21 protein-coding genes, 1 tRNA gene and 1 pseudogene are annotated in these 20201 nt (G+C 72.0%); 7 read left to right on the forward strand and 16 right to left on the reverse strand.

All coding sequences use genetic code 11. The features are described from left to right. Positions 1–209: 209 nt before the first annotated feature. On the reverse strand, positions 210–755 hold the full coding sequence (locus EV187_RS12235) for a LytR C-terminal domain-containing protein (protein WP_130353372.1): 546 nt from the start codon (positions 753–755) through the stop codon (positions 210–212). A 28-nt stretch (positions 756–783) separates the two neighbouring features. Next, positions 784–1083: a DUF3263 domain-containing protein gene (locus tag EV187_RS12240; protein ID WP_130353373.1), complete on the reverse strand. Its 300-nt coding sequence runs from the start codon at positions 1081–1083 to the stop codon at positions 784–786. Between the two features lie 200 nt (positions 1084–1283). On the opposite strand from EV187_RS12240, the gene msrB reads away from it, so the two are divergent. Together msrB and EV187_RS12250 are read left to right on the forward strand one after the other, a co-directional pair. Then, on the forward strand, positions 1284–1685 hold the full coding sequence (msrB, locus tag EV187_RS12245) for a peptide-methionine (R)-S-oxide reductase MsrB (protein WP_130353374.1): 402 nt from the start codon (positions 1284–1286) through the stop codon (positions 1683–1685). A gap of 3 nt (positions 1686–1688) precedes the next feature. Next, on the forward strand, positions 1689–2243 hold the full coding sequence (locus EV187_RS12250; RefSeq protein WP_130353375.1) for a nitroreductase family protein: 555 nt from the start codon (positions 1689–1691) through the stop codon (positions 2241–2243). A gap of 51 nt (positions 2244–2294) precedes the next feature. On the opposite strand, the gene EV187_RS12255 is transcribed toward EV187_RS12250, so the two are convergent. The 3 genes from EV187_RS12255 to EV187_RS12265 form a co-directional block, all read right to left on the reverse strand. Next, entirely contained in the window at positions 2295–3380 is a 1086-nt protein-coding gene (locus EV187_RS12255) for a DMT family transporter (RefSeq protein WP_242609589.1), read from the reverse strand. Between the two features lies 1 nt (position 3381). After that, positions 3382–3454: transfer RNA gene (locus EV187_RS12260), tRNA-Thr, on the reverse strand. Positions 3455–3540: 86 nt separating this feature from the next. Then, positions 3541–4470, reverse strand: coding sequence for a DsbA family protein (locus EV187_RS12265; protein WP_130353376.1), 930 nt, complete (start codon positions 4468–4470; stop codon positions 3541–3543). A gap of 272 nt (positions 4471–4742) precedes the next feature. Here EV187_RS12265 and EV187_RS12270 point away from each other — a divergent pair, with 272 nt between their 5' ends. Continuing rightward, the gene (locus EV187_RS12270; protein ID WP_130353377.1) at positions 4743–5843 is read left to right on the forward strand and encodes an ABC transporter ATP-binding protein; all 1101 of its coding nucleotides are present in this window, start codon (positions 4743–4745) and stop codon (positions 5841–5843) included. A gap of 94 nt (positions 5844–5937) precedes the next feature. Further along, the gene (locus tag EV187_RS12275; RefSeq protein WP_130353378.1) at positions 5938–7254 is read left to right on the forward strand and encodes a DUF4032 domain-containing protein; all 1317 of its coding nucleotides are present in this window, start codon (positions 5938–5940) and stop codon (positions 7252–7254) included. Between the two features lie 12 nt (positions 7255–7266). Here EV187_RS12275 and rlmB read toward each other — a convergent pair whose 3' ends face one another. The 4 genes from rlmB to EV187_RS12295 form a co-directional block, all read right to left on the reverse strand. Then, entirely contained in the window at positions 7267–8301 is a 1035-nt protein-coding gene (rlmB, locus tag EV187_RS12280) for a 23S rRNA (guanosine(2251)-2'-O)-methyltransferase RlmB (RefSeq protein WP_130353379.1), read from the reverse strand. After that, positions 8298–9725 carry a cysteine--tRNA ligase gene (gene cysS, locus EV187_RS12285; protein WP_130353380.1) on the reverse strand — a complete coding sequence of 476 codons (1428 nt, stop codon included), beginning with the start codon at positions 9723–9725 and terminating at the stop codon, positions 8298–8300. Before cysS ends, rlmB begins: the two co-directional genes overlap by 4 nt. Positions 9726–9790: 65 nt before the next feature. Continuing rightward, entirely contained in the window at positions 9791–11044 is a 1254-nt protein-coding gene (ispD, locus tag EV187_RS12290) for a 2-C-methyl-D-erythritol 4-phosphate cytidylyltransferase (RefSeq protein WP_130353381.1), read from the reverse strand. A gap of 91 nt (positions 11045–11135) precedes the next feature. After that, complete coding sequence (locus EV187_RS12295; RefSeq protein WP_056734541.1) at positions 11136–11618, reverse strand: CarD family transcriptional regulator; 483 nt, start codon at positions 11616–11618, stop codon at positions 11136–11138. A gap of 160 nt (positions 11619–11778) precedes the next feature. Between EV187_RS12295 and EV187_RS12300 the strand changes: the two genes are divergently transcribed. Further along, positions 11779–12261 carry a hypothetical protein gene (locus EV187_RS12300; RefSeq protein ID WP_130353382.1) on the forward strand — a complete coding sequence of 161 codons (483 nt, stop codon included), beginning with the start codon at positions 11779–11781 and terminating at the stop codon, positions 12259–12261. 32 nt (positions 12262–12293) lie between these two features. Here EV187_RS12300 and EV187_RS12305 read toward each other — a convergent pair whose 3' ends face one another. After that, positions 12294–12974 carry a response regulator transcription factor gene (locus EV187_RS12305; protein WP_130353383.1) on the reverse strand — a complete coding sequence of 227 codons (681 nt, stop codon included), beginning with the start codon at positions 12972–12974 and terminating at the stop codon, positions 12294–12296. Then, positions 12971–14278 (reverse strand): sensor histidine kinase, encoded by a 1308-nt coding sequence (locus tag EV187_RS12310; protein ID WP_130353384.1) that lies wholly within the window; start codon positions 14276–14278, stop codon positions 12971–12973. Before EV187_RS12310 ends, EV187_RS12305 begins: the two co-directional genes overlap by 4 nt. A 184-nt stretch (positions 14279–14462) precedes the next feature. On the opposite strand from EV187_RS12310, the gene phoU reads away from it, so the two are divergent. Then, the gene (gene phoU / locus EV187_RS12315) at positions 14463–15122 is read left to right on the forward strand and encodes a phosphate signaling complex protein PhoU (RefSeq protein WP_130353385.1); all 660 of its coding nucleotides are present in this window, start codon (positions 14463–14465) and stop codon (positions 15120–15122) included. A 73-nt stretch (positions 15123–15195) separates the two neighbouring features. Here the strand turns inward: phoU and EV187_RS12320 are convergent, their stop codons facing one another. Beyond that, the gene (locus EV187_RS12320) at positions 15196–15942 is read right to left on the reverse strand and encodes a phosphoglyceromutase (protein WP_130353386.1); all 747 of its coding nucleotides are present in this window, start codon (positions 15940–15942) and stop codon (positions 15196–15198) included. 75 nt (positions 15943–16017) lie between these two features. Here EV187_RS12320 and EV187_RS12325 point away from each other — a divergent pair. Next, positions 16018–16825, forward strand: a pseudogene (locus EV187_RS12325) (class I SAM-dependent methyltransferase). A gap of 65 nt (positions 16826–16890) precedes the next feature. On the opposite strand, the gene EV187_RS12330 reads toward EV187_RS12325, so the two are convergent. From EV187_RS12330 to EV187_RS12345, 4 genes are all read right to left on the reverse strand, one after another. Further along, entirely contained in the window at positions 16891–17970 is a 1080-nt protein-coding gene (locus EV187_RS12330) for an FUSC family protein (protein ID WP_130353387.1), read from the reverse strand. After that, positions 17967–19124 (reverse strand): CAF17-like 4Fe-4S cluster assembly/insertion protein YgfZ, encoded by a 1158-nt coding sequence (gene ygfZ, locus EV187_RS12335; RefSeq protein ID WP_130353388.1) that lies wholly within the window; start codon positions 19122–19124, stop codon positions 17967–17969. The genes EV187_RS12330 and ygfZ overlap by 4 nt, the downstream gene beginning before the upstream one ends. Next, positions 19124–19732 (reverse strand): nitrobindin family protein, encoded by a 609-nt coding sequence (locus tag EV187_RS12340; protein WP_130353389.1) that lies wholly within the window; start codon positions 19730–19732, stop codon positions 19124–19126. Before EV187_RS12340 ends, ygfZ begins: the two co-directional genes overlap by 1 nt. Positions 19733–19869: 137 nt before the next feature. Continuing rightward, the gene (locus tag EV187_RS12345) at positions 19870–20184 is read right to left on the reverse strand and encodes a hypothetical protein (protein WP_130353390.1); all 315 of its coding nucleotides are present in this window, start codon (positions 20182–20184) and stop codon (positions 19870–19872) included. Positions 20185–20201 lie beyond the last annotated feature (17 nt).

Here is a 20201-nt window from a genome sequence, read left to right on the forward strand (position 1 = left end):
GCGTTGCTCCCATGTTGCCGTGTGTGTCGATCAGCACGTGCCTGTCGCCTGTACCGGGCCCCCTCGTATCGTGCTGACAGGGCACCGCTGGCGGCACCGGACGTTCACACGGGATAGAGCGACCAATTCCAGATCCTAACGACGTGACGACGGGGCACAAGGGGCCCGGCGCAAGGAAATGTCGCAGAATGGCAACGATTCGGTGGAGATCAGCCGCCAGTGGCGGCCGCGTAGTCGGAACCGACCACGAGCACGAGCGGAGTGCCGATCTGGGCGAACTGCTCCGACAGGCGCACGTCCGCCTCGGGGATCGCCCCGGCGACGCCCCGGGCCGCTCCCTCGAGGTCGGGCGTCGCGTAGTAGACGACCGTCTCGGTGAGGTCGTTCTCGCTCGCGTTGGCCGTCGTGCCCACAGGGATGCCCGCTGCCGTGAGCGCCTCGCCGGCCCTCGCGGCCAGGCCCGAGGTGGTCGTCCCGTTCAGCACCGTCACCGGGATGTCGGGCGCGACGGTCGGTGCGGCCGCGGCCACCGGCGAGGGGGTCGGCGTGTTCACGGGCGGCTCGCCGAAGTTCAGCCGGTCGTTGAACACCACCACGGCGCCGATCCCCACCGCGACGAGCACCACGGTCGCCAGGGCGGCCCATCCGAACGCCACCCAGCCGGCGCCGCGGCGCGCGGGCGCGCGATGGGCGCCGACTCGTTCGATGCCGTGAGGGATGGAGTCGAATCGATCGCGGGGGAACTTCTGCGCCATGGGTCCAGTCGTCGGGTCGGGGCCGCGCTCAGTCGAGCGGTCGGCCGATCGAGAGCGAGCGACGCGCCCGCGTCGCCGCGCGCGCCTCGCGCATCCGCTGCAGGCGCTTGACCAGCATGGGGTCGTGCCGAAGCGCTGCGGGCGAATCGATGAGGTCACCGAGGATCCGATAGTAACGGGCGGCCGAGATCCCGAACTCCTCTCGGATGGCCTCCGCCTTGAGCCCCGCGTGCTGCCACGCGCGGCCCTCGAAGGCGAGGACGCGCACGGCGCGGTCGTCGAGGCCCGGCTCGCCGTCGTCGCGGGAGGGCACTCGCTCGGCGCTCATGCGTCCTCCTGTCGGGCGGCCGGACGCCACCTGCAGCACATCCTAGGGAACCGAGCCCGTGAGGGCGCCGAGCGGCGCGGCGTGTGACGTGCCCGACCCCCGGAACACGGGGCGCCCGTCGCGCGTTGCACCGGGTGCGGGGAGACCTGCGAGCATGGTGGTGGCCCGCCGTCATGGCACCCGATCGGAAGGAGCGCCCTATGGCGTATCGCGTGAACAAGAGCGACGAGCAGTGGCGCGCGGAGCTCGACGCCGACCGGTTCGCGGTGCTTCGCGAGGCGGCGACGGAGCGGCCCTGGACCGGAGAGCTCCTCGACGAGGAGCGCGCCGGCGTCTACGCCTGCGCCGCGTGCGGTGCCGAGCTGTTCAAGAGCGGCACGAAGTTCGACTCCGGGTGCGGATGGCCGAGCTTCTACGAGTCCGTGCGTCCCGACGCCGTGGAGCTCATCGAGGACACCACGCTCGGCATGGTGCGCACCGAGGTCCGGTGTGCGAACTGCGGCTCGCACCTCGGCCACGTGTTCCCCGACGGGTTCGGCACGCCGACGGGCGACCGCTACTGCATGAACTCGATCGCCCTCGACTTCACCGCGGAGCCCTGAGGCGTGGCGTCCGCGCTCGACGCGGCCCTCGCGAGGCGCTCCGCGTCGAAGGTGACGGATGCCGCTCCCGATGACGCCGTCCTCCTCGAGCTGCTCGAGGGCGCCTCCCGCGTCGCCGACCACGCCTCGCTCCGACCGTGGCGGGTGATCGCCCTGCGCGGCGCCGCACGGGAGCGACTCGGCGAGGCGCTCGCCGCGGCCGCCGGCGCGGAGGGCGAGGCGGCGGCCAAGCTCGCGGGCAAGCCCCTGCGCGCGCCGCTGCTCCTGGCGGTCGTGGCGGTGGTCGCACCTGAGCACCCCAAGGTCCCCGAGTGGGAGCAGGAGGCGTCGGCCGCCGGCGTGGCGCACCTCATGAGCCTGCTGCTCGACGACGCCGGCTGGGGCGTCATGTGGCGCACCGGGCCGTTCACGCGGCATCCGCTCGTCGCCGCCGTGCACGGCCTCGCACCCGACGAGCGACTGCTCGGCTGGCTGTACGTCGGCGGCCTCCCTGGTGGCCGGCGGGCCGAGCGCCGCACCGACCACGTCGCGGCGAGCCGGCTGACCACGCTCTTCTGAGGCGGCGCGCGGCCGGCGCGGGCTTCGCGCCATGCTCCGGCGCTCGGGCTGCTACTCGCCAGCGGGGGGTGCGGACCCGGTGATGCGCGGCACCGACCCCGTGTGCGGCGCCGGCGGAGCCGCGTGCCGCCGCCGGGTCCACCCCACGCTGGCGATCACCACCGCGACGAGCGCCAGCACGGTGCCGCCGATCGTCGCCACGTCGACCGGTCGGTCGGCGGTCGGCAGCAGCAGGTCGAGCGAGAGGGCGGCGGTGAGCTGGCCCGCGACGCCGCAGAGGGCGAGCACGAGCACGCCGACGACGCGCACGAGGACCGCCTGTCCCGCGATGAAGATGCAGCCGATCGCGCCGCCCGCGTAGAGCCACCACTCGGTCGGCATGGCCGAGGGCCAGCCCGCGGATGCCGCGTGCACGAGCATCACCACCACGAGCGCCGTCGAGCCCACCGCGAAGTTCAGCACCGTCGCCGTCAGCGCGCTCTCGGCGGCGCTGCGGACACGGCCGTTCACGGCCTGCTGCCACGCGGCGCCGAGACCCGCGACGAACGGCAGGACCATGAGGAGGATCGGCACGTCGTGCGCCACCTGCGCCGACACGGCCCACCCGATCGCGGCGAGCGCAAGCAGCGCCCCGATCACGCGGGACGGCGTGAGCGGCCGCCGCCCGCCGGGGCCGAGGCCCACGAGGTCGAAGACGATGCCGCCCAGCGTCTGGCCCGCCACGATCGCCACCGTGAAGAGCGCCACGCCGACGACGCCCGCCGACAGCCCCTGCGTGATCACGAACCACGCGCCGGCGAGCCCGCCGAGCACCATCCACCACGCGAGGCGGCGCTCGCGCAGCGCCGTGGCCACCCGCCCCAGTCCACGACGGCCGGGCCGCCACGCGGCGAGCACGACGAGGAGGATCACGAGCCCGCTGCCGAACGAGATCGCGGCGGCCGTGTACGGGTCGTCGATGGCATGGGCGAGCTGCCCGTTGATCCGGGACTGCAGTGCGGTGAGCGCACCGCACGCGAGGGCGAAGGCGATGGCCAGCCACATCGGCATGCGGCTGCGGTCGGCGTGGGCATGGCGGTGCGGGTGCTCGGACGGAGCGGCCGGTGCCGCGGCATCCGTGCGGGGATTCTCGGTCAAGAGCCGGCTGCGGGACTCGAACCCGCAACCACCGCTTTACAAGAGCGGTGCGCTACCAATTGCGCCAAGCCGGCGTGAGGCGGAGCCTCCCCGACATCCTACCGACAGCACGAAGGCCCGGCGGGGGGCCGGGCCTTCGTGTGCGACGTCCCGGCGACCGCTACTGGGCGGGCGTCGGCGTGGGCGTCGGGGTCGATTCGGAGTCGTTGAACGTCGCGCTCGTCGCCTGCAGCACGAACGCCTGGAACTCCTGCGGGTCCTCCAGCGAGCCGCCGTACTGCTGGCCGTTCACGAGCACGGTCGGCGTGCCCGTGATCGACGGGAGCTCGGAGTTCGGCACCGGCTGGGTCAGTGCCCGGTTGGTGGCATCCTGCACCCACGACTTGAACTGCACGTCGTCGATGCACTTCTCGACGGTCGACTGGCTGTCGACGCCGACCTCCTCGGCGAGCGACTTCAGCTCGTCGTTCGTGAGGCCGGACGTGCCCTCCTCGGGCTGGTTCTCGAAGAGGATCGCGTTGAAGTCGAAGAACGAGTCGGGCGAGGAGTCCGCCACGCAGGCCGCCGCGTTGGCCGCGCGCAGCGAGTACTGCGTTCCGGCCGACTTGTTCGTGAGGATCGCGATGGGGTGGATCTCGAGGGTCGCCGCGCCCGATTCGACCATCGTGCGCAGCGACTCGGAGTTCGTCGCCTCGAACTGGCCGCAGAACGGGCAGAGGTAGTCGATGTACATCACGATGTTGGCGACCTCGCCGCTGTCGTCGGGAACGGTCGCGGTGGGCGTCGCACCCGCGGCGAGCGCCGAGGTCTCGACGGCCGTGATGCCGCCGCCCTCGCCGGCCGTGAGCACGATGCCGTCGCTGGCCATGTTCTGGGGACCGGGGCCCGCCGGCTTCACGCTCTGGAAGATGAGCGTGCCGATGAGTGCCGCGATGGCGACGACCGCCACGATGATGCCGCCCTGGATGAGGATCTTGTTGCGGCGCTCCCGCTTCTTCTGCTCCTCGCGGAGGAGTCGGGCCTTCTCTCGGGCCGCCTCCCTGCGTTCGTTACGGGATGGGCGTGGCTGATTCGATCCGCCGTAGGTCATCGATGGTCACTCCGGTCGCTGTGAGTGCGCGCGCGTATGCATGCGAACGCACCAACGATAGTAGGAAGCGTGTCTGGGAATCACCCAAGCGGATGCCGCGTGCGTGCCGCGTCCGGCATGGGAATCGGCCGTACGCGCGGAACCCGGGCCGACGGCGTCGATTCGGTCCTCCCACGCGCGCGTGCGATACTGGGCAGGCGTCGACGGCGACGCGCTTCCATTCACTACGGATCGTCCGGCACGTACCTGCCGGTGAAGGAGAACACAGAACCATGGCATCAGTCACGTTCGACAAGGCCACCCGGCTCTACCCCGGTGGCACCCGTCCCGCGGTCGACCAGCTCGACCTCGACATCGCCGACGGCGAGTTCCTCGTGCTCGTCGGCCCCTCCGGTTGCGGGAAGTCCACCTCGCTCCGCATGCTCGCGGGCCTCGAGGAGGTCAACGACGGCAACATCTTCATCGGCGACCGCAACGTCACCGACGTGCCGCCGAAGGACCGCGACATCGCCATGGTCTTCCAGAACTACGCGCTGTACCCGCACATGACGGTCGCCGAGAACATGGGCTTCGCGCTCAAGATCGCCGGCGTCGGCAAGGACGAGCGCGCCGCGCGCGTGCTTGAGGCGGCGAAGCTCCTCGACCTGGAGCCGTACCTCGCCCGCAAGCCGAAGGCGCTCTCGGGCGGCCAGCGCCAGCGCGTCGCCATGGGCCGCGCGATCGTGCGCCAGCCGCAGGTGTTCCTCATGGACGAGCCGCTGTCGAACCTCGACGCGAAGCTCCGCGTGCAGACCCGCACGCAGATCGCGTCGCTGCAGCGCCGCCTCGGCGTCACCACGGTCTACGTCACGCACGACCAGACCGAGGCCCTCACCATGGGCGACCGCATCGCGGTGCTCAAGGACGGCGTCCTGCAGCAGGTCGGCACCCCGCGCGACCTGTACGAGCAGCCGAACAACGTGTTCGTCGCGGGCTTCATCGGCTCGCCCGCGATGAACCTGTTCCACGCCGACCTCGTCGAGGGCGGCATCATGTTCGGCACCGCCAACGTGCCGGTCGAGCGCGAGGCGCTCGCCGACGCGAGCAGCAAGATCGCCACGATCGGCGTGCGCCCCGAGGACATCGTCGTGTCGCCGCACGAGGGCGAGGGCCTCGCGGTCGACGTCGACCTCGTCGAGGAGCTCGGCGCCGACGGCTACCTCTACGGGCACTCGACCGTCGAGGGCAAGCGCACCGACATCGTCGCGCGCGTCGACGGGCGCGTGCACCCGAACGCCGGTGAGCGCGTCTACCTCACCGCCACGCCGGGCCACGTGCACATCTTCGACGCCGAGTCGGGCCTCCGCCTCAGCAAGAAGCCCATCGTCGCCTGACGTCGCGCACTACACCGGGATGCCGGTCGGGCCTCGGCCCGGCCGGCATCGCCGTTTCCACGGGCGGCTTCGGCGGCGACTACGCTGAACCACGATGAGCGGCTCACTTTCGATCACCTCGGCAATGGCCGATCCGGCACTCCTCGACCTGCCGTGGGAGCTCCCGCTCGAGTCGTGGCCGAGCGACGCGATCGCGGCGCTCCCGAAGGGCATCTCGCGTCACCTCGTGCGCTTCGCCCACCTCGGCGGCCACGTGGTGGCGATCAAGGAGACCACGGCCGACATGGCCAAGGGCGAGTACGAGATGCTGCGGATGCTGCAGCGGCTCGAGATCCCGTGCGTCGAGCCGGTGGCCGTCATCACGAACCGCACGGATGTCGAGGGCGACGCCCTGAAGCCCGTGCTGGTCACCCGGCACCTGCGCTTCTCGCTGCCCTACCGCGCCCTGTTCTCGCAGACCCTGCGGCCCGATACCGCGACCCGCCTGGTCGACGCCCTCGCCGTGCTGCTCGTGCGTCTGCACATCGTGGGCTTCTTCTGGGGCGACGTCTCGTTGTCGAACACGCTCTTCCGTCGCGACGCGGGCGCCTTCGCCGCCTACCTCGTGGATGCCGAGACGGGCAAGCTCTACGAAGGCGGCCTGTCGAACGGCCAGCGCGAGAACGACCTCGAGATCGCCCGCGTGAACATCGCCGGCGAGCTCCTCGACCTCGAGGCCGGCGGGCGCGTGGCCGACGAGCTCGATCCGGTCAACATCTCCAACGGCATCGTCGAGGCCTACCGGAGCCTCTGGAAGGAACTCACGGGCTCTGAGTCGTTCTCGACCGCCGAGCGCTGGCGCATCAGCGAGCGCGTCAACCGGCTCAACGACCTCGGCTTCGACATCGAGGAGCTCGCGATCCGCACGGATGACACGGGCACCACGGTGCGCATCCAGCCGAAGGTGGTCGACGCGGGCCACCACCAGCGGCGCCTGCTCCGGCTCACGGGCCTCGACGCCGGCGAGAACCAGGCGCGCCGCCTGCTCAACGACCTCGACTCGTACCGCGCCGCCTACGGCAAGGCCGAGCTCGACGAGGAGATGGTGGCGCACGAGTGGCTGATGCGTGTGTTCGAGCCCGTCGTGCGCGCGATCCCCCTCGACCTCCGCGGCAAGCTCGAACCCGCCGAGGTGTTCCACCAGCTGCTCGAGCACCGCTGGTTCATGGCGCAGCAAGCGGGGCACGACATCCCCCTCGCCGAGGCGGTCACGTCGTACATCAACGAGGTGCTCCGCCACCGACGCGACGAGGCGACCGTGGTCGGCCCGGCGACCGGATCGACGACGGCGATCGACGTCATCGCGCCCGAAACGTCGGCGATCGCCGTCGTCGACCCCGACGACGAGAACGACTGGCGCCTCAAGGTCTGACGCCGCCCGGGGTCACGCCCCGTCCGCGGCGCGCAGCTTCGAGATCTCGTAGAGGGTGACGGATGCCGCGATGCCGGCGTTCAGCGACTCGGTCGACGACTCGATCGGGATCGAGACGATGGCGTCGCAGGTCTCGGCGACGAGGCGGGAGAGTCCCTTGCCCTCGCTGCCGACGACCACGACGATCGGGCGGTCGGCCCAGGTCAGGCCGGGCAGCGACACGTCGCCGTCACCGTCGAGGCCAAGCACGAAGACGCCGCGCTCCTTCAGCGCCTTCAGCGTCTGCGTGAGGTTGGGCGCCATCGCGACGGGGATGCGTGCGGCGGCACCGGCCGACGTCTTCCACGCGGCCGAGTTCACGCCGACGGAGCGGCGCTGCGGCACGATCACGCCCTGGCCGCCGAACGCGCCCGTCGAGCGCAGGATGGCGCCGAGGTTGCGGGGGTCGGTGATCCCGTCGAGGGCCACGAGCAGCGGCGTCTCGTCGCGGGCGAGCACCTCGTCGAGCATCTCGATCGGGTGCGCGTACTCGTACGGCGGCACCTTGAGGGCGAGGCCCTGGTGCACGCCGCCCTCGCCGGCCAGCCGGTCGAGCTCGGGCCGCATCACCTCGAGGATCGGGATGCCGCGGTTGGTGGCGATCTTCATCGCCTCCTTGACCCGATCGTCCACCTCGACCCGCGCAGCGACGTACAGCGTCGTCGCGGGGATGCGCGCGCGCAGCGCCTCGACCACGGAGTTGCGCCCGGTCACGATCTCGGACTCGTCGCCCGACTTCGCACGACGTGCGGCTCCGGATGCCCCGCGCGGGGCACCGGCGCGCTGGCCCTGTCCGGCGACCTTCCCGGGTGCCCGGCCCTTGCCGCCCGCGGCGGCGTAGCGCTCCTGCGCCGCCTTCCGCTTTCCGGCGGGGTGCCAGGCGCGGTCCTCGGCCTTCGGCGTCGGGCCCTTGCCCTCGAGCGCCTGTCGGCCCTGGCCTCCGGACCCGACCTGCTTGCCCTTCGCCTTGCGCACGGCTCCGGCGCGCGGCTTGCTGCTGCCCTTCATGATCCCAAGCTCCAATGCGTGCCGGTCTGGCTGTCTTCGATGGTGATGCCCGCGTCCGAGAGCTCGGCGCGGATCCGGTCCGCCGCGGCGAAGTCCTTGGCGGCGCGTGCGGCCTGCCGGTCCTCGATGAGGCGGGTCACGAGCGAGTCGAGCGCGGATGCCGCGGGCGCGGCATCCGGAGCCCAGTGCTCGTCGCGGGGGTCGATGCCGAGCACCTCGACCATGGCCACGACCTGGCCGTGCATGGTCGCGGCGTCGTGCAGCTCCTCGTCGTCGAGCGCCTGGTTGCCCGCACGCACGGTGTCGTGCAGGACGGCGAGCGCCTGCGGGACGCCGAGGTCGTCGTCCATGGCGGCGGCGAACGCGTCGGGGATGACCGGACTGCCCACCCCCGAGTAGCGCGTGCCGGCGAGTCGGCGCTCGACGCGCACGAGGAAGGAGCGGATGCGGTCGACGGCGGCCTCGGCCTCGGCGAGCGAGGTGGGCGCGTAGTCGAGCGTGGACCGGTAGTGCGCCGCGCCCAGCAGGTAGCGCACGGCGAGGGGCGAGGCGAGATCGAGGAGCTCGCCGGCGTACACGGAGTTGCCGAGCGACTTCGACATCTTCTGGCCGCCGACGTTCACGAGGCCGTTGTGCACCCAGTAGCGCGCGAACCCGTGGCCCGCGGCGGTCGACTGTGCGAGCTCGTTCTCGTGGTGCGGGAAGCGCAGGTCGAGTCCGCCGCCGTGGAGGTCGAACTCCTCGCCCAGGTAGCGCGACGCCATGGCCGAGCACTCGATGTGCCAACCGGGACGGCCCGGACCCCACGCGGACTCCCAGGCCGCCGACTCGGGCTCCTCGGGCTTGCGGCCCTTCCAGAGCGCGAAGTCGCGGGGGTCGCGCTTGCCGCGCGGGTCGGCGTCGGCCGCGGCCTCCATGTGCTCGCGGGACTGGCGGGTGAGCTCGCCGTACGACGGCCAGCTTCCGGTGTCGAAGTACACGTCGCCCGAGGCATCCGGCGCCGGGTAGGCGTGCCCGAGCTCGATCAGCCGCGCGATGAGCTGCTGCATCTGCTGCACGCTCGCGGTGGCTCGGGGCTCGTAGGTCGGCGCGAGGATGCCGAGCGAGGCGTAGGCCGCCGTGAACTCGAGCTCGACGCGGTAGGCCAGCGCCCACCACTCCTCCGTGCTCGTCTCGCGCTCCTCGGCGGAGGCGGCGAGGATCTTGTCGTCGATGTCGGTGACGTTGCGCACGAAGGTGACGTCGTAGCCGCGGTAGCTGAACCAGCGGCGCATGATGTCGTACACGAGCGCGCTGCGCAGGTGGCCGATGTGCGGGCTCGACTGCACCGTCGGCCCGCACACGTACATGCCGACGCGCCCCTCGCGGAGGGGCACGAAGTCACGCAGGGCCTGGGCCTTCGAGTCGTAGAGTCGCACGGTCACCCGCCAAGCCTACCGGCGCGCCCCGGCGATGACGGGCGCGCCCGGGCCGTGCGGCCGGGCATCGCTCAGGCCGGCACGACGAGCGCCGTCGCGATCGCCGCGATGCCCTCGCCCCGGCCGGTGAAGCCGAGCTCGTCGGTCGTGGTGGCGGCGACGGAGACGGGTGCGCCGAGGATGCCCGACAGGAGCGACTCCGCCTCGGCGCGCCGGGGGGCGAGCTTCGGGCGGTTGCCGATGACCTGGAGCGTGACGTTGCCCACGGCGTATCCCGCCTCCCGGATGCGACGCAGGGTCTCGTTCAGGAACACCTCGCCGTGGGCATCCTCGAATCGGGGGTCGCCGGTGCCGAACACGCCGCCCACGTCGCCGAGTCCGGCGGCGGCCAGCAGCGCGTCGCAGATCGCGTGGCACGCCGCGTCGCCGTCGCTGTGGCCCGAGAGCCCGCGCTCGCCCGGCCACTGCAGGCCGGCGAGCCAGAGGGGGGTGCGCGGGTCGTCGGCGAAGGCGTGCACGTCGACGCCCGTGCCGACGCGCGGCAGGGCGGGTGCGCCGCCGGCGCGCCCCGCGGGTTCGGCGGAGGCGGGGGTCGACGTGCCATGCGGCTCGACGCCGGCGGGGCCGGCGTGGCCGCGCGCCGCGACGAGCGACTCCGCCCGGCGCAGGTCGGAGGGCAGCGTGACCTTGAACGACCGTGCGTCGCCCGGCACGACGTCGACCGCGAAGCCGGCGGATGCCGCGAGCGCCGCGTCATCCGTGAACTCGGTCGTCGCGGCGGCGTACGCGGCCTGCAGGGCCGACCGCGGGAATCCCTGCGGCGTCTGCACGGCGGCGAGCTGCGACCGGTCGACGGTCTCCAGCACCCGGCCGTGCGGGCCGACGCGCTTGATGGTGTCGACGACGTCGAGCGCGGGGACGACGCCGTGTCCACGTGCGCGCACCGCGGCGAGGACCTCGTCGAAGACGATCGACGGCGTCAGCGGTCGGGCGGCGTCGTGCACGAGCACGGTGTCGACGACGCGCGGCACCACCGCGAGGCCGCGCGCGACGGAGGTCTGACGCGTGTCGCCGCCCGCGACCACCTCGAGGGGGGCGGATGCCGCGTCCGCGAGGGGCTGGAGGCGCGTGCGGGCCTCGTCGACGCGATCGCCGGGCACGACGACCACGAGGTGCGGCGTCTCGCGCATGCCGAGCACGGCATCCACCGCGACCCCGAGGATGGTGTCGTCGCCGAGGGGGACGAACGCCTTGGGCTCGGCGTGGCCGAGCCGCGTTCCGCTGCCCGCGGCCACGACGATGACGGCGACCCGTGACGCGCTCATGCGTCGAGCGTAGCGCGCACCGTGCGCCGCAGGGCACGCCGGCTCGACAGCGCTCGTCGGAGCGCTCCCGAGTCGGGCGTGGTGGCCGCTGCTAGGAGGCGAGGACCTCGTCGAGCACCGTCGAGGCCTGCTCCTCGTCGGTCTTCTCGGCGAGCGCGAGCTCGGAGATGAGGATCTGGCGTGCCTTCGCGAGCATGCGCTTCTCACCGGCCGAGAGGCCGCGGTCCTGATCGCGACGCCACAGGTCGCGCACGACCTCGGAGACCTTGATCACGTCGCCGGAGGCGAGCTTCTCGAGGTTCGCCTTGTAGCGGCGGGACCAGTTGGTGGGCTCCTCGGTGAACGGAGCGCGAAGCACCTCGAAGACCTTGTCGAGGCCTTCCTTTCCGATGACGTCACGAACGCCGACGAGGTCGACGTTCTCAGCCGGAACCTCGATGACGAGGTCGCCCTGCGTGACGTTCAGCTTGAGGTAGAGCTTCTCTTCACCCTTGATGATCCGTTTCTTCACCTCGGTGATCGTTGCGGCTCCGTGGTGGGGGTAAACGACGGTTTCGCCAACCTCAAAAAGCATGAATGAATGTCCTTTCGGCAACTTTCAGGATATCACATTCGGGATCATGCTAAGGTTCGCCACCCTCCCCGGGCGGGCTCCAGCCGTAGGCTACACTCGGATCGATTCACTTCGCGCGGGCACGCATCCGTTCGCGCGCACGCTCGCACTTGGAGGTTCTGTGAAGGCGCGTCTCGCGGCATCCGCTGCTCTGGCCCTCGGTCTCGCACTGGGCGCGAGCGGCTGCTCGATGCTCACCTACCAGGCGACGACCGAGCACTACGACGCGAGCGACGGCGTCTCACTCGACGTGGGCGACCTCCAACTCCGCAACGTCCTCGTGGTCAGCGAGGACGGCGAAGACGGCAACCTCATCATGACCGTCGTCAACAACGGCGACGACGACGTCGAGCTCGGCGTGCAGTTCGGCGAGGGCGGCGGCGACGTGCAGACCATCGACATCGAGGCGGGCAGCACCGTCGCGTTCGGCGTCGACGCCGCCGAGAGCGAGGAGCAGCTCGAGCCGCTGCTGCTCGAGGGCATCGATACGCAGCCCGGCGCCCTGCTCACCATGTACTTCCAGTACGGCGACGCCGAGGGCATCGACAAGCAGGTGCCGGTGCTCGACGCCCGCCTGCCCGAGTACGCCGACCTGGCACCGTAGGCCGCTCGCGGTCGAACGGATGCCGAGCGGGCTCAGGCCTCGAAGCGGTACCCGAGCCCCCGCACGGTGACGAGCTGCACCGGCTCCGACGGCTGCAGCTCGATCTTCGATCGGATGCGCTTGATGTGCACGTCGAGGGTCTTCGTGTCGCCGAAGTAGTCGGAACCCCACACGCGGTCGATCAGCTGCCCCCGTGTGAGCACCCGCCCGGGGTTGCGCATCAGCAGTTCGAGCAGCTCGAATTCCTTGAGCGGCATGGGCACGGGCTCGCCGTCGACCTCGACCGTGTGCCGATCGACGTCCATGCGCACGCGCCCGCCCTCGAGCACCGCCTCGTCGAAGTCCTCGACCTCGATCCGACGCCGCAGCACGGCGCGGATCCTGGCGAGCAGCTCGCGCGTCGAGTACGGCTTCGTGACGTAGTCGTCGGCGCCGAGCTCGAGACCCACCACGATGTCGATCTCGGAGTCCTTCGCGGTGAGCATGATGATCGGCACCGTCGAACGCGTGCGGAGCTCGCGGCACACCTCGGTGCCCGGCAGCCCCGGGAGCATCAGGTCGAGGAGCACCAGGTCGGCGCCGTCCCGGTCGAACGCCGTGATGGCCGACGGCCCGTCGGCCGCCACCTCCACCTCGTAGCCCTCGCGCTCGAGCAGGAAGCTCAGCGGATCGCTCAGGGCGATCTCGTCCTCGACGAGCAGGATGCGGGTCACCTGGGTTCTCCTCGGTCTGCGGCGGCGACGCGTGTCGCCCGTCCGGAGGCGCCGCCCTTGCGGCGACCGCTGCGGTTGGTCTTCTTCGCGGTGGTCCCGGCGGCGGCATCCGTCACCGGCCGCGCCCCGCCCTCGCCGACCGGCGGCGTGGACCCGGGCTGCTCGGATGTCGGCACCTGGAGCACCTCGGCGAGCGGGAGCCGGATCATGAACGTCGAGCCTCGGCCGGGCCGGGACCAGGCGCGCACGTCGCCGCCGTGGTTCTGCACGGTGTGCTTCACGATGCTGAGGCCCAGCCCCGAGCCGCCCGTGTTGCGCGAGCGGGCCTGGTCGACCCGGTAGAAGCGCTCGAAGATGCGCTCGAGGTCGTCGCCCTCGATGCCGACCCCCTGGTCGGTGATCGCGATCTCGACGGTGTCGCCGACGACCTTCGCCCCCACGCCGACGCGCCCGCCCTCGTTGGAATAGGCGATCGCGTTCGAGACGAGGTTGTGCACGGCGACCACCAGCAGCGCACGATCGCCGTAGACCTCCGCCTTGGTGGATGCTCGCACGGCGATCGCCACCTGCTTCGCGGCCGCCACCACGCGGTTCTGGTCGACCGCGGCGGCCACGACCTCGTCGATGGGCACGATCACGTCGGGGCGCAGGGCATCGCGCGCCTGCAGCCGGGAGAGCTCGATGACCTCGCTCGTGATGTGCGCCAGCCGGCTCGCCTCGACCGAGAGGCGGCCGGCGAATCGCCGCACCTGCTCGGGCTCGTCCGCCGCCGAGTCGAGCGCCTCCGCCAGCAGGCTCACGGAGGAGATCGGGGTCTTCAGCTCGTGACTGATGTTCGCCACGAAGTCGCGTCGCACCTCGTCGAGGCGGTGCGCCTCCGTGCGGTCCTCGGCGAGGAGGAGGACGAATCGGGTGCCCAGCCGCGCGACGAGCACGCGCAGCCGGACCGTGCCCTCGCCGTAGGGCCCGCGGGCGACGTCGATCTCGTCGGCGATGGTGTCGCCGCTGCGGCGCACCGCGGCCACCAGGTCGAGGAGTTCGGCGTGCACGAGCGCCTGCTGGCGCACCAGTCCGAGTGCCAGCGCGCCCGGCGAGGCCTTGAGCACGTTGTTCGACGGATCGAGCACGACCCCGGCGGACTCGAGCACCTCGAGCACCTGGTCGATGCCGTCGGGAATGGTGGGCGCGACCACCTTGGCGGCGCTCGAGCCACGGCGCTCGGCCACGTGCAGCACGATCATGAAGGCGGCACCGAGGAAGATGCCGAAGGCCAGTGCCGTGAGCACCACCCACATGGAGTCCATGGCTTCACCCTAACCAGTGGATTCGGGCACTCCGCCCGTTGTGTCGCCGTCCGGCGGTAGGTTAACGAGTGTTCAGGATCAGGGCACCTGCTGTTCACCCGCCGCGGGGAGGATGTCCGGGGCCGGATCGAACCGGCATGCCCGCGTGCGCTTCGGCGCGGGACCGAGCAGACAAGGATTTCACATGCGTGAGGTGTTCCAGCAGGAACTGCGCGAGGTGCAGGACCGACTCGTCGAGATCGCCGAGCTCGTCGCCATCTCGATCGAGAAGGCGACGACGGCGTTCAACGAATCGGACGTGAGCCTCGCGGAGGAGGTCATCGCCGAGGACCCCCGCATCGACCAGGCGGCGGCCGCGCTCGACGAGCTCGCGATCACGATCCTCGCCAGGCAGCAGCCCGTCGCCCGCGACCTCCGCATCGTCGTGAGCGCGCTGCGGATCAGCGCCTCGCTGGAGCGCATGGGCGATCTGTCCACGCACATCTCGCAGCTCGCGCGCTACCGCTTCCCCGACAAGGTGGTGCCGAAGTCGCTGCGCTCGACGTTCGCCGAGATGGGCGCGCTCGACGTCGAGATCGCGCGGAAGCTCACCGCGCTCCTCCGCAGTGAGGACGTGCAGATGGCCGAGGAGATCCGCAACGAGGACGACAAGATCGATGCGCTGCACCTCTCGGTCTTCGACAAGGTGCTCGGCGAGAAGTGGAAGGGCGAGGCGGTCGACACGGTCGACGCAACGCTCGCGAGCCGCTACCACGAGCGGTTCGCCGACCACGCCGTCGCGATCGCGAAGATGGTGCAGTACCTGGCGACCGGCGACTGGGTGCCCGAGAAGGCCTCGGTCTGAGGCGAGTCCGTCCGAGAAGCCGCCGAGGGCGGGGGATGCGACATCCCCCGCCCTTCGTCGTCGATCGGGACGGCTACTTCTTGCCCTGGGCGGCCACGGCGGCCGCGCCGGCCGCGGCGGCCTCCGGGTCGAGGTAGCGGCCGGGCTCGAGCGGCATGAAGTCGTCGCCCAGCTCGTAGACGAGCGGGATGCCCGTGGGGATGTTCAGCTCGGCGATGTCCTCGTCGGAGATGCCGTCGAGGTGCTTCACGAGCGCCCGCAGCGAGTTGCCGTGCGCGGTGACGAGCACCGTCTTCCCCGTCGCGAGGTCGGGGATGATGTCGGACTCCCAGTAGGGCAGCATGCGGGCGATGACGTCCTTCAGGCACTCGGTGCGCGGCAGCTCGTCGTCGGTGAGGTCGGCGTAGCGCGGGTCCCCGACCTGCGACCACTGGTCGTCGTCGGCGAGCGGCGGCGGGGGCACGTCGAATGAGCGGCGCCAGAGCTGGAACTGCTCGGGGCCGTACTTCTCGAGCGTCTCGGCCTTGTCGAGGCCCTGCAGCGCACCGTAGTGGCGCTCGTTGAGCCGCCATGACCGGCGCACGTCGATCCAGGCGCGGTCGGCGACGTCGAGCGCGATGTTCGCGGTCTGGATGGCCCGGGTGAGCACCGACGTGTGCTGCACGTCGGGCAGCACGCCGCTCTCGACGAGGAGCTCGCCGGCGCGGTTCGCCTCCTCCGTGCCGATGTCGCTGAGCCGCACGTCGACCCAACCGGTGAACAGGTTCTTCTGGTTCCATTCGCTGTTGCCGTGGCGCAGCAGCACGAGCGTGTGAGGCATGGGGAACAGCCTAGCCGCGGCGGCATCCGCGCCAGAGCCGCGGGTCGCCCGGTGACGTGCTGCGAGACTGGTGGCATGCCCGTCGGATCCATCACGCGCGGCACGACGAACACCAACCGACTGCGCCGCGTCGACCGGTGGATCGCCGAGCAGCCGGCCCTCCTCCACGCCGTCGACCCGTTCGTCGTCGACCTCGGGTACGGTGCGAGCGCCGTGACCACGTTGGAGCTGGCCACCCGCCTCCGGAAGGCGCGCCCCGACGTGCAGGTCCTGGGCCTCGAGATCGATCCCGCGCGGGTGCGCACCGCCCGGGAGCAGCTCGCCCGCACCCGCACGGGCGACGGGCACTTCCCCGCCGACCTGCCCGTCGGGTTCGGCGTCGGCGGCTTCGAGGTGCCGACGCCCGGCGGACGGGCGCCCGCGGTGATCCGGGCCTTCAACGTGCTGCGCCAGTACGGTGAATCGGAGGTCGGCCACGCGTGGCGCACCATGTCCGCGCGGCTCGCGCCCGGCGGGCTCGTCGTCGAGGGCACGTGCGACGAGCTCGGCCGCGTCTCGAGCTGGGTGGGCGTCACCGCATCCGGTCCGCGCACCTTCACCATGAGCCTCCCGATCCGGCCTCGAGACGCCGTCGATCGTGGCGGAGCGCCTGCCGAAGGCGCTGATCCACCGGAACGTGCCCGGCGAGCCCATCCACGAACTGCTGGGCACGCTCGACCGGGCGTGGCGCGTCCACGCGCCGATGTTGGTCTACGGCGGATCGCAGCGGTGGATCGCCGCCGTGGCCACGCTGCGCCACGAGGGGTGGCCCGTCATCGGCGGCCCGCGCCGCGCACGACTCGGCGAGCTCACGGTGCCCTGGGACGCGGTGGCGCCGCGCTGACACCCGGCAGCGGTCGGATGCCGCGTCGCCGCGCCCGGCGGTCGGTCTGTGGCCGCCCGGGCGTCTCAGTCCGCCGGCAGCAGCGCCCGGGCGCCGTCGAGGTCGAGCCCCGTCGAGGTGAGGAGGTCGACGAGGTACGGCCGCAGCGCGGTGATGGTGTTCCGGTCGCCGACGGGGCCGTCGGGGAGGATGGCGACGGGATCGAGGTGACGTGCGATCTCGGAGAACGCCTGCCGGGCGACCGGCTGCACCGAGACGTCGCGAAGCGAGTCCGAGAGCACGCCGAGCGCCACCGCGACGCGGGCGTGCACGTCGGCGACCTCGGGTCGCGGGCGGCCGTCGCGCAGGATCCACTCGATGCGACGGGCGATGATGCGGAGGTTCCTCGTCGCGAGGTCGAGCCCGGCGAGCATTACGCGCTGGCGTTCGAGGTCGAAGCGCGACCGGCGCACGATCGGCGAGACGCGCGCGATGGCGAGCCCCGAGTCGACCGAGGACATCCAGGCCTCGACGAGCGGCTGCGTGGCCCGGGCCCGCGAGAGCGCGGGGCCGGCGGCATCCGTGCGGCCGGAGCGCAGGGCGGCGGCGAGCTCTTCCAGCACCGCGACGTGCTCGGCGATGAGCCGGCGACCCTCGCGCATCGCCGCCCGATGCGGGTCGCGCGGGATGATCGCGGTCGCGAGGAGCGCGAACGTGCCGCCGACGATCGCGTCGAGCGTGCGCACGAACGGTCCCCCGTCGGGCGCCGGCACGAGCATGACGAGCGTGCACTGCACGGCGGCCGCGATGGCGAAGGCGGCGTTCGCCGACACGAGCCGCGCCAGCGCCAGCGTGAGGGCGAGGGCGACCGCGTACTGCAGCACGCCGGCGCCGAACGCGAGCAGGAGCACCTCGGCGAGCACGATGCCGAGCGTCATCGCGATCACCGTTTCGAGCACCCGCACCGGCCGGGCATCGCGCACGAAGCCGAGCGCCGTGATCGCCACGATCGCGGCGATGAGCGGCTGGTCGTGGCCGAGCACGAAGGAGGCGAACGCGTAGGCGGCGACCGCAGTCGCCGTGATCTGCAGGATGGCGGGCACCGAGTCGCGCAGCCGGACGGACCCGGCCGCGAGACGCGCGGCGAGTCCGCCGGCGACGCTCACTTGCGGACGCCGAGCCTTGGCAGTCTCGGCACGTCGACGGCCGCGCCGGCGTCGGCCGGAACGATCTCGACCTGTGCGGCGGCGACGTCGATGCCGTGGCTCTCGACGATGAGGGGGAGGTCGGCCGGCACGGCCCGCTTCACGACCGCCAGCGCGACGGGACCCAGCTCGTGGTGCATGGCGCTCGAGGTGATGCGGCCGACCTCGCGGCGCTCGGGCGCCTCGCCCTCGGCCGGCTCGGGACGGACCTTCTCGCCGACGACGAGGTCGCCGCGCGCCGGGAGCACGGTGTCGCTGCCGTCGAGGTGCAGCAGCACGAGCCGGCGCGGCGGACGGCCCAGGTTCAGCACCTTCGCGACCGTCTCCTGGCCCTTGTAGCAGCCCTTGCCGAGGTCGACCGCGCTGCGGAGCCAGTCGAGCTCGTGCGGGATGGACCGGTCGTCGACCTCGGTCGCGAGGCGGGGACGCCACGCGGCGATGCGCAGCGCCTCTGCGGCGAGCGCACCCGCGACGGCCACGCGCCCGGCACGCACCGCGGCCGCCGCGTCGGCCAGAGCGGCGCGCGGCACGATGCGCTCGATCCAGTGCCAGCCGGATGCCGGGTGGCCGGCGTCGGGGGCGTACCGGTGCGCGGTCGGGGCGGGCTCCGCCCAGGGGTCGACCCAGTCGAGGGCGATGCCGTTCGGGTCGTGCGCCGCCGCCGCGGCATCCAGCGCGGACGTGGTCATCGCGCCGAGGACGCCGAACTCGGGCGTGCGGTCGGCGACCTCCACCCGCAGCATGAACCGCATGCGGTCGAGGAAGGCCGCCAGCGGCGCGGCATCCGCACCCTCGACGATGAGCCAGGCGGTCTCGCCGTCGTCGACGACATGCACCACGTGCTCGATGCGGCCGGATGCGTCGAGGAAGAGCGCCTCGGCGGCGGCGCCGGGAGCGAGCCGGTCGAGCGCCTGGCTGGCCATCGAGTGCAGCCAGGTCAACCGATCGGGGCCGGCGACGGTGAGCACGCCGCGATCGGAGAGATCGACGATCGCCTCGCCGCGCTCGAGGCGCCGCTGCTCGACGATCGGGTTGCCGTAGTGGCCGGGGACCCCGGAGTCGACGCCCTCGGCGGGCACCGCCCCGTCGAGCCCCATGAACGGCGAGCCGGTCATCAGTCGACCTTCGCGAGGCGTGCCGAGGCGTGGGTGCGCAGGTCCTGCCCGAGCGCGGCGATGTCCCAGGCCCACAGCAGGTGGCCGTCGACGAGCCCGTAGAGGCGGGTGGCGGCGGCGTAGTCCTTCGCGCCGGCCGTGCGCATGACGGCGTCGGTGGCGAGGTCGATGCGCGGTCCCTTCACCTGGCCGAGGTAGAGCTCGGCGACGCCGCCCGGATGCACCAGCGAGACCTCGAGGTCGAAGCCGCCGTCGGCGTTGCGGAGGGTCTCGACCGACTCCGCGTCGGGGAATCGCGTCGCACCCACCGCGGGGAGCAGGGCCGGACCCGCATCGCCCTCGCCGAGCTCCCGCTCGATGCGCCAGTAGCCCGTCTCGGTCGCGAGCGGCTTGGGGTCGCCGTCGGGCGCCTCGGGGAACAGCCAGGTGTACGACGTGTAGTTGAGGTGCGGCAGCCCGTCGTGGCTGAAGCTCACGCGCTGCCCGAACTCGTGGGTGATCGACCCGTCGCCCACCTTGTAGTCGATCACGCCCGATCCCTCCCAGACCCCGATGAGCCAGGAGAGCGGGACGAGCTCGGCGGGCAGGCCGACGGGCAGCTCGATCATGCCCTAGCGCTGCCCCTTGAAGAGCTTGTAGACGACGACGCCGCTGATCCACGCGATCGCGAGGCTTGCGAGCCCGAGCAGGCCGATGAAGAGGAGTTCGAGGGCGAGCAGCTGCGACATGCTCCGAGTCTACCCGTTCACCCGAGGGCGACGGGCGCGACCAGGACCGCCGCGAGGGCGACCACGACGGCGGCGCCGGCGACGCTGGCGCTCGCCCTCGTCACGAAGCCGCCGGGCCGTCGCGACGCCAGTTGCGCGATGAGCGCGCCGAGCACGGATGCCGCGAGGACGATGCCCAGGGCGCCGTAGACCGCCAGGGGCGAGCCGTCGCCGATCCACTCGCCGGTGCCGGTGTACGCGAACGACACGACCACCACGGCGCCGACGATCGCGATGACCCAGACGAGCACGATCCCCGGCCAACCGTCACGCGTCTCAGAACCCGCCTGCATGCTCTCCCCGTCCGCCG

Source organism: Agromyces ramosus (assembly GCF_004216665.1).
In the GTDB taxonomy this organism is placed as follows: domain Bacteria; phylum Actinomycetota; class Actinomycetes; order Actinomycetales; family Microbacteriaceae; genus Agromyces; species Agromyces ramosus.

Bases quoted from the DNA above. Each gene is read 5' to 3' on its own strand.
- EV187_RS12235 (WP_130353372.1), bottom strand. From the start codon at position 755: ATGGCGCAGAAGTTCCCCCGCGATCGATTCGACTCCATCCCTCACGGC.
- EV187_RS12240 (WP_130353373.1), bottom strand. From the start codon at position 1,083: ATGAGCGCCGAGCGAGTGCCCTCCCGCGACGACGGCGAGCCGGGCCTC.
- msrB (WP_130353374.1), top strand. From the start codon at position 1,284: ATGGCGTATCGCGTGAACAAGAGCGACGAGCAGTGGCGCGCGGAGCTC.
- EV187_RS12265 (WP_130353376.1), bottom strand. From the start codon at position 4,470: ATGACCTACGGCGGATCGAATCAGCCACGCCCATCCCGTAACGAACGC.
- EV187_RS12270 (WP_130353377.1), top strand. From the start codon at position 4,743: ATGGCATCAGTCACGTTCGACAAGGCCACCCGGCTCTACCCCGGTGGC.
- EV187_RS12275 (WP_130353378.1), top strand. From the start codon at position 5,938: ATGAGCGGCTCACTTTCGATCACCTCGGCAATGGCCGATCCGGCACTC.
- rlmB (WP_130353379.1), bottom strand. From the start codon at position 8,301: ATGAAGGGCAGCAGCAAGCCGCGCGCCGGAGCCGTGCGCAAGGCGAAG.
- ispD (WP_130353381.1), bottom strand. From the start codon at position 11,044: ATGAGCGCGTCACGGGTCGCCGTCATCGTCGTGGCCGCGGGCAGCGGA.
- EV187_RS12295 (WP_056734541.1), bottom strand. From the start codon at position 11,618: ATGCTTTTTGAGGTTGGCGAAACCGTCGTTTACCCCCACCACGGAGCC.
- EV187_RS12310 (WP_130353384.1), bottom strand. From the start codon at position 14,278: ATGGACTCCATGTGGGTGGTGCTCACGGCACTGGCCTTCGGCATCTTC.
- phoU (WP_130353385.1), top strand. From the start codon at position 14,463: ATGCGTGAGGTGTTCCAGCAGGAACTGCGCGAGGTGCAGGACCGACTC.
- EV187_RS12320 (WP_130353386.1), bottom strand. From the start codon at position 15,942: ATGCCTCACACGCTCGTGCTGCTGCGCCACGGCAACAGCGAATGGAAC.
- ygfZ (WP_130353388.1), bottom strand. From the start codon at position 19,124: ATGACCGGCTCGCCGTTCATGGGGCTCGACGGGGCGGTGCCCGCCGAG.
- EV187_RS12340 (WP_130353389.1), bottom strand. From the start codon at position 19,732: ATGATCGAGCTGCCCGTCGGCCTGCCCGCCGAGCTCGTCCCGCTCTCC.
- EV187_RS12345 (WP_130353390.1), bottom strand. From the start codon at position 20,184: ATGCAGGCGGGTTCTGAGACGCGTGACGGTTGGCCGGGGATCGTGCTC.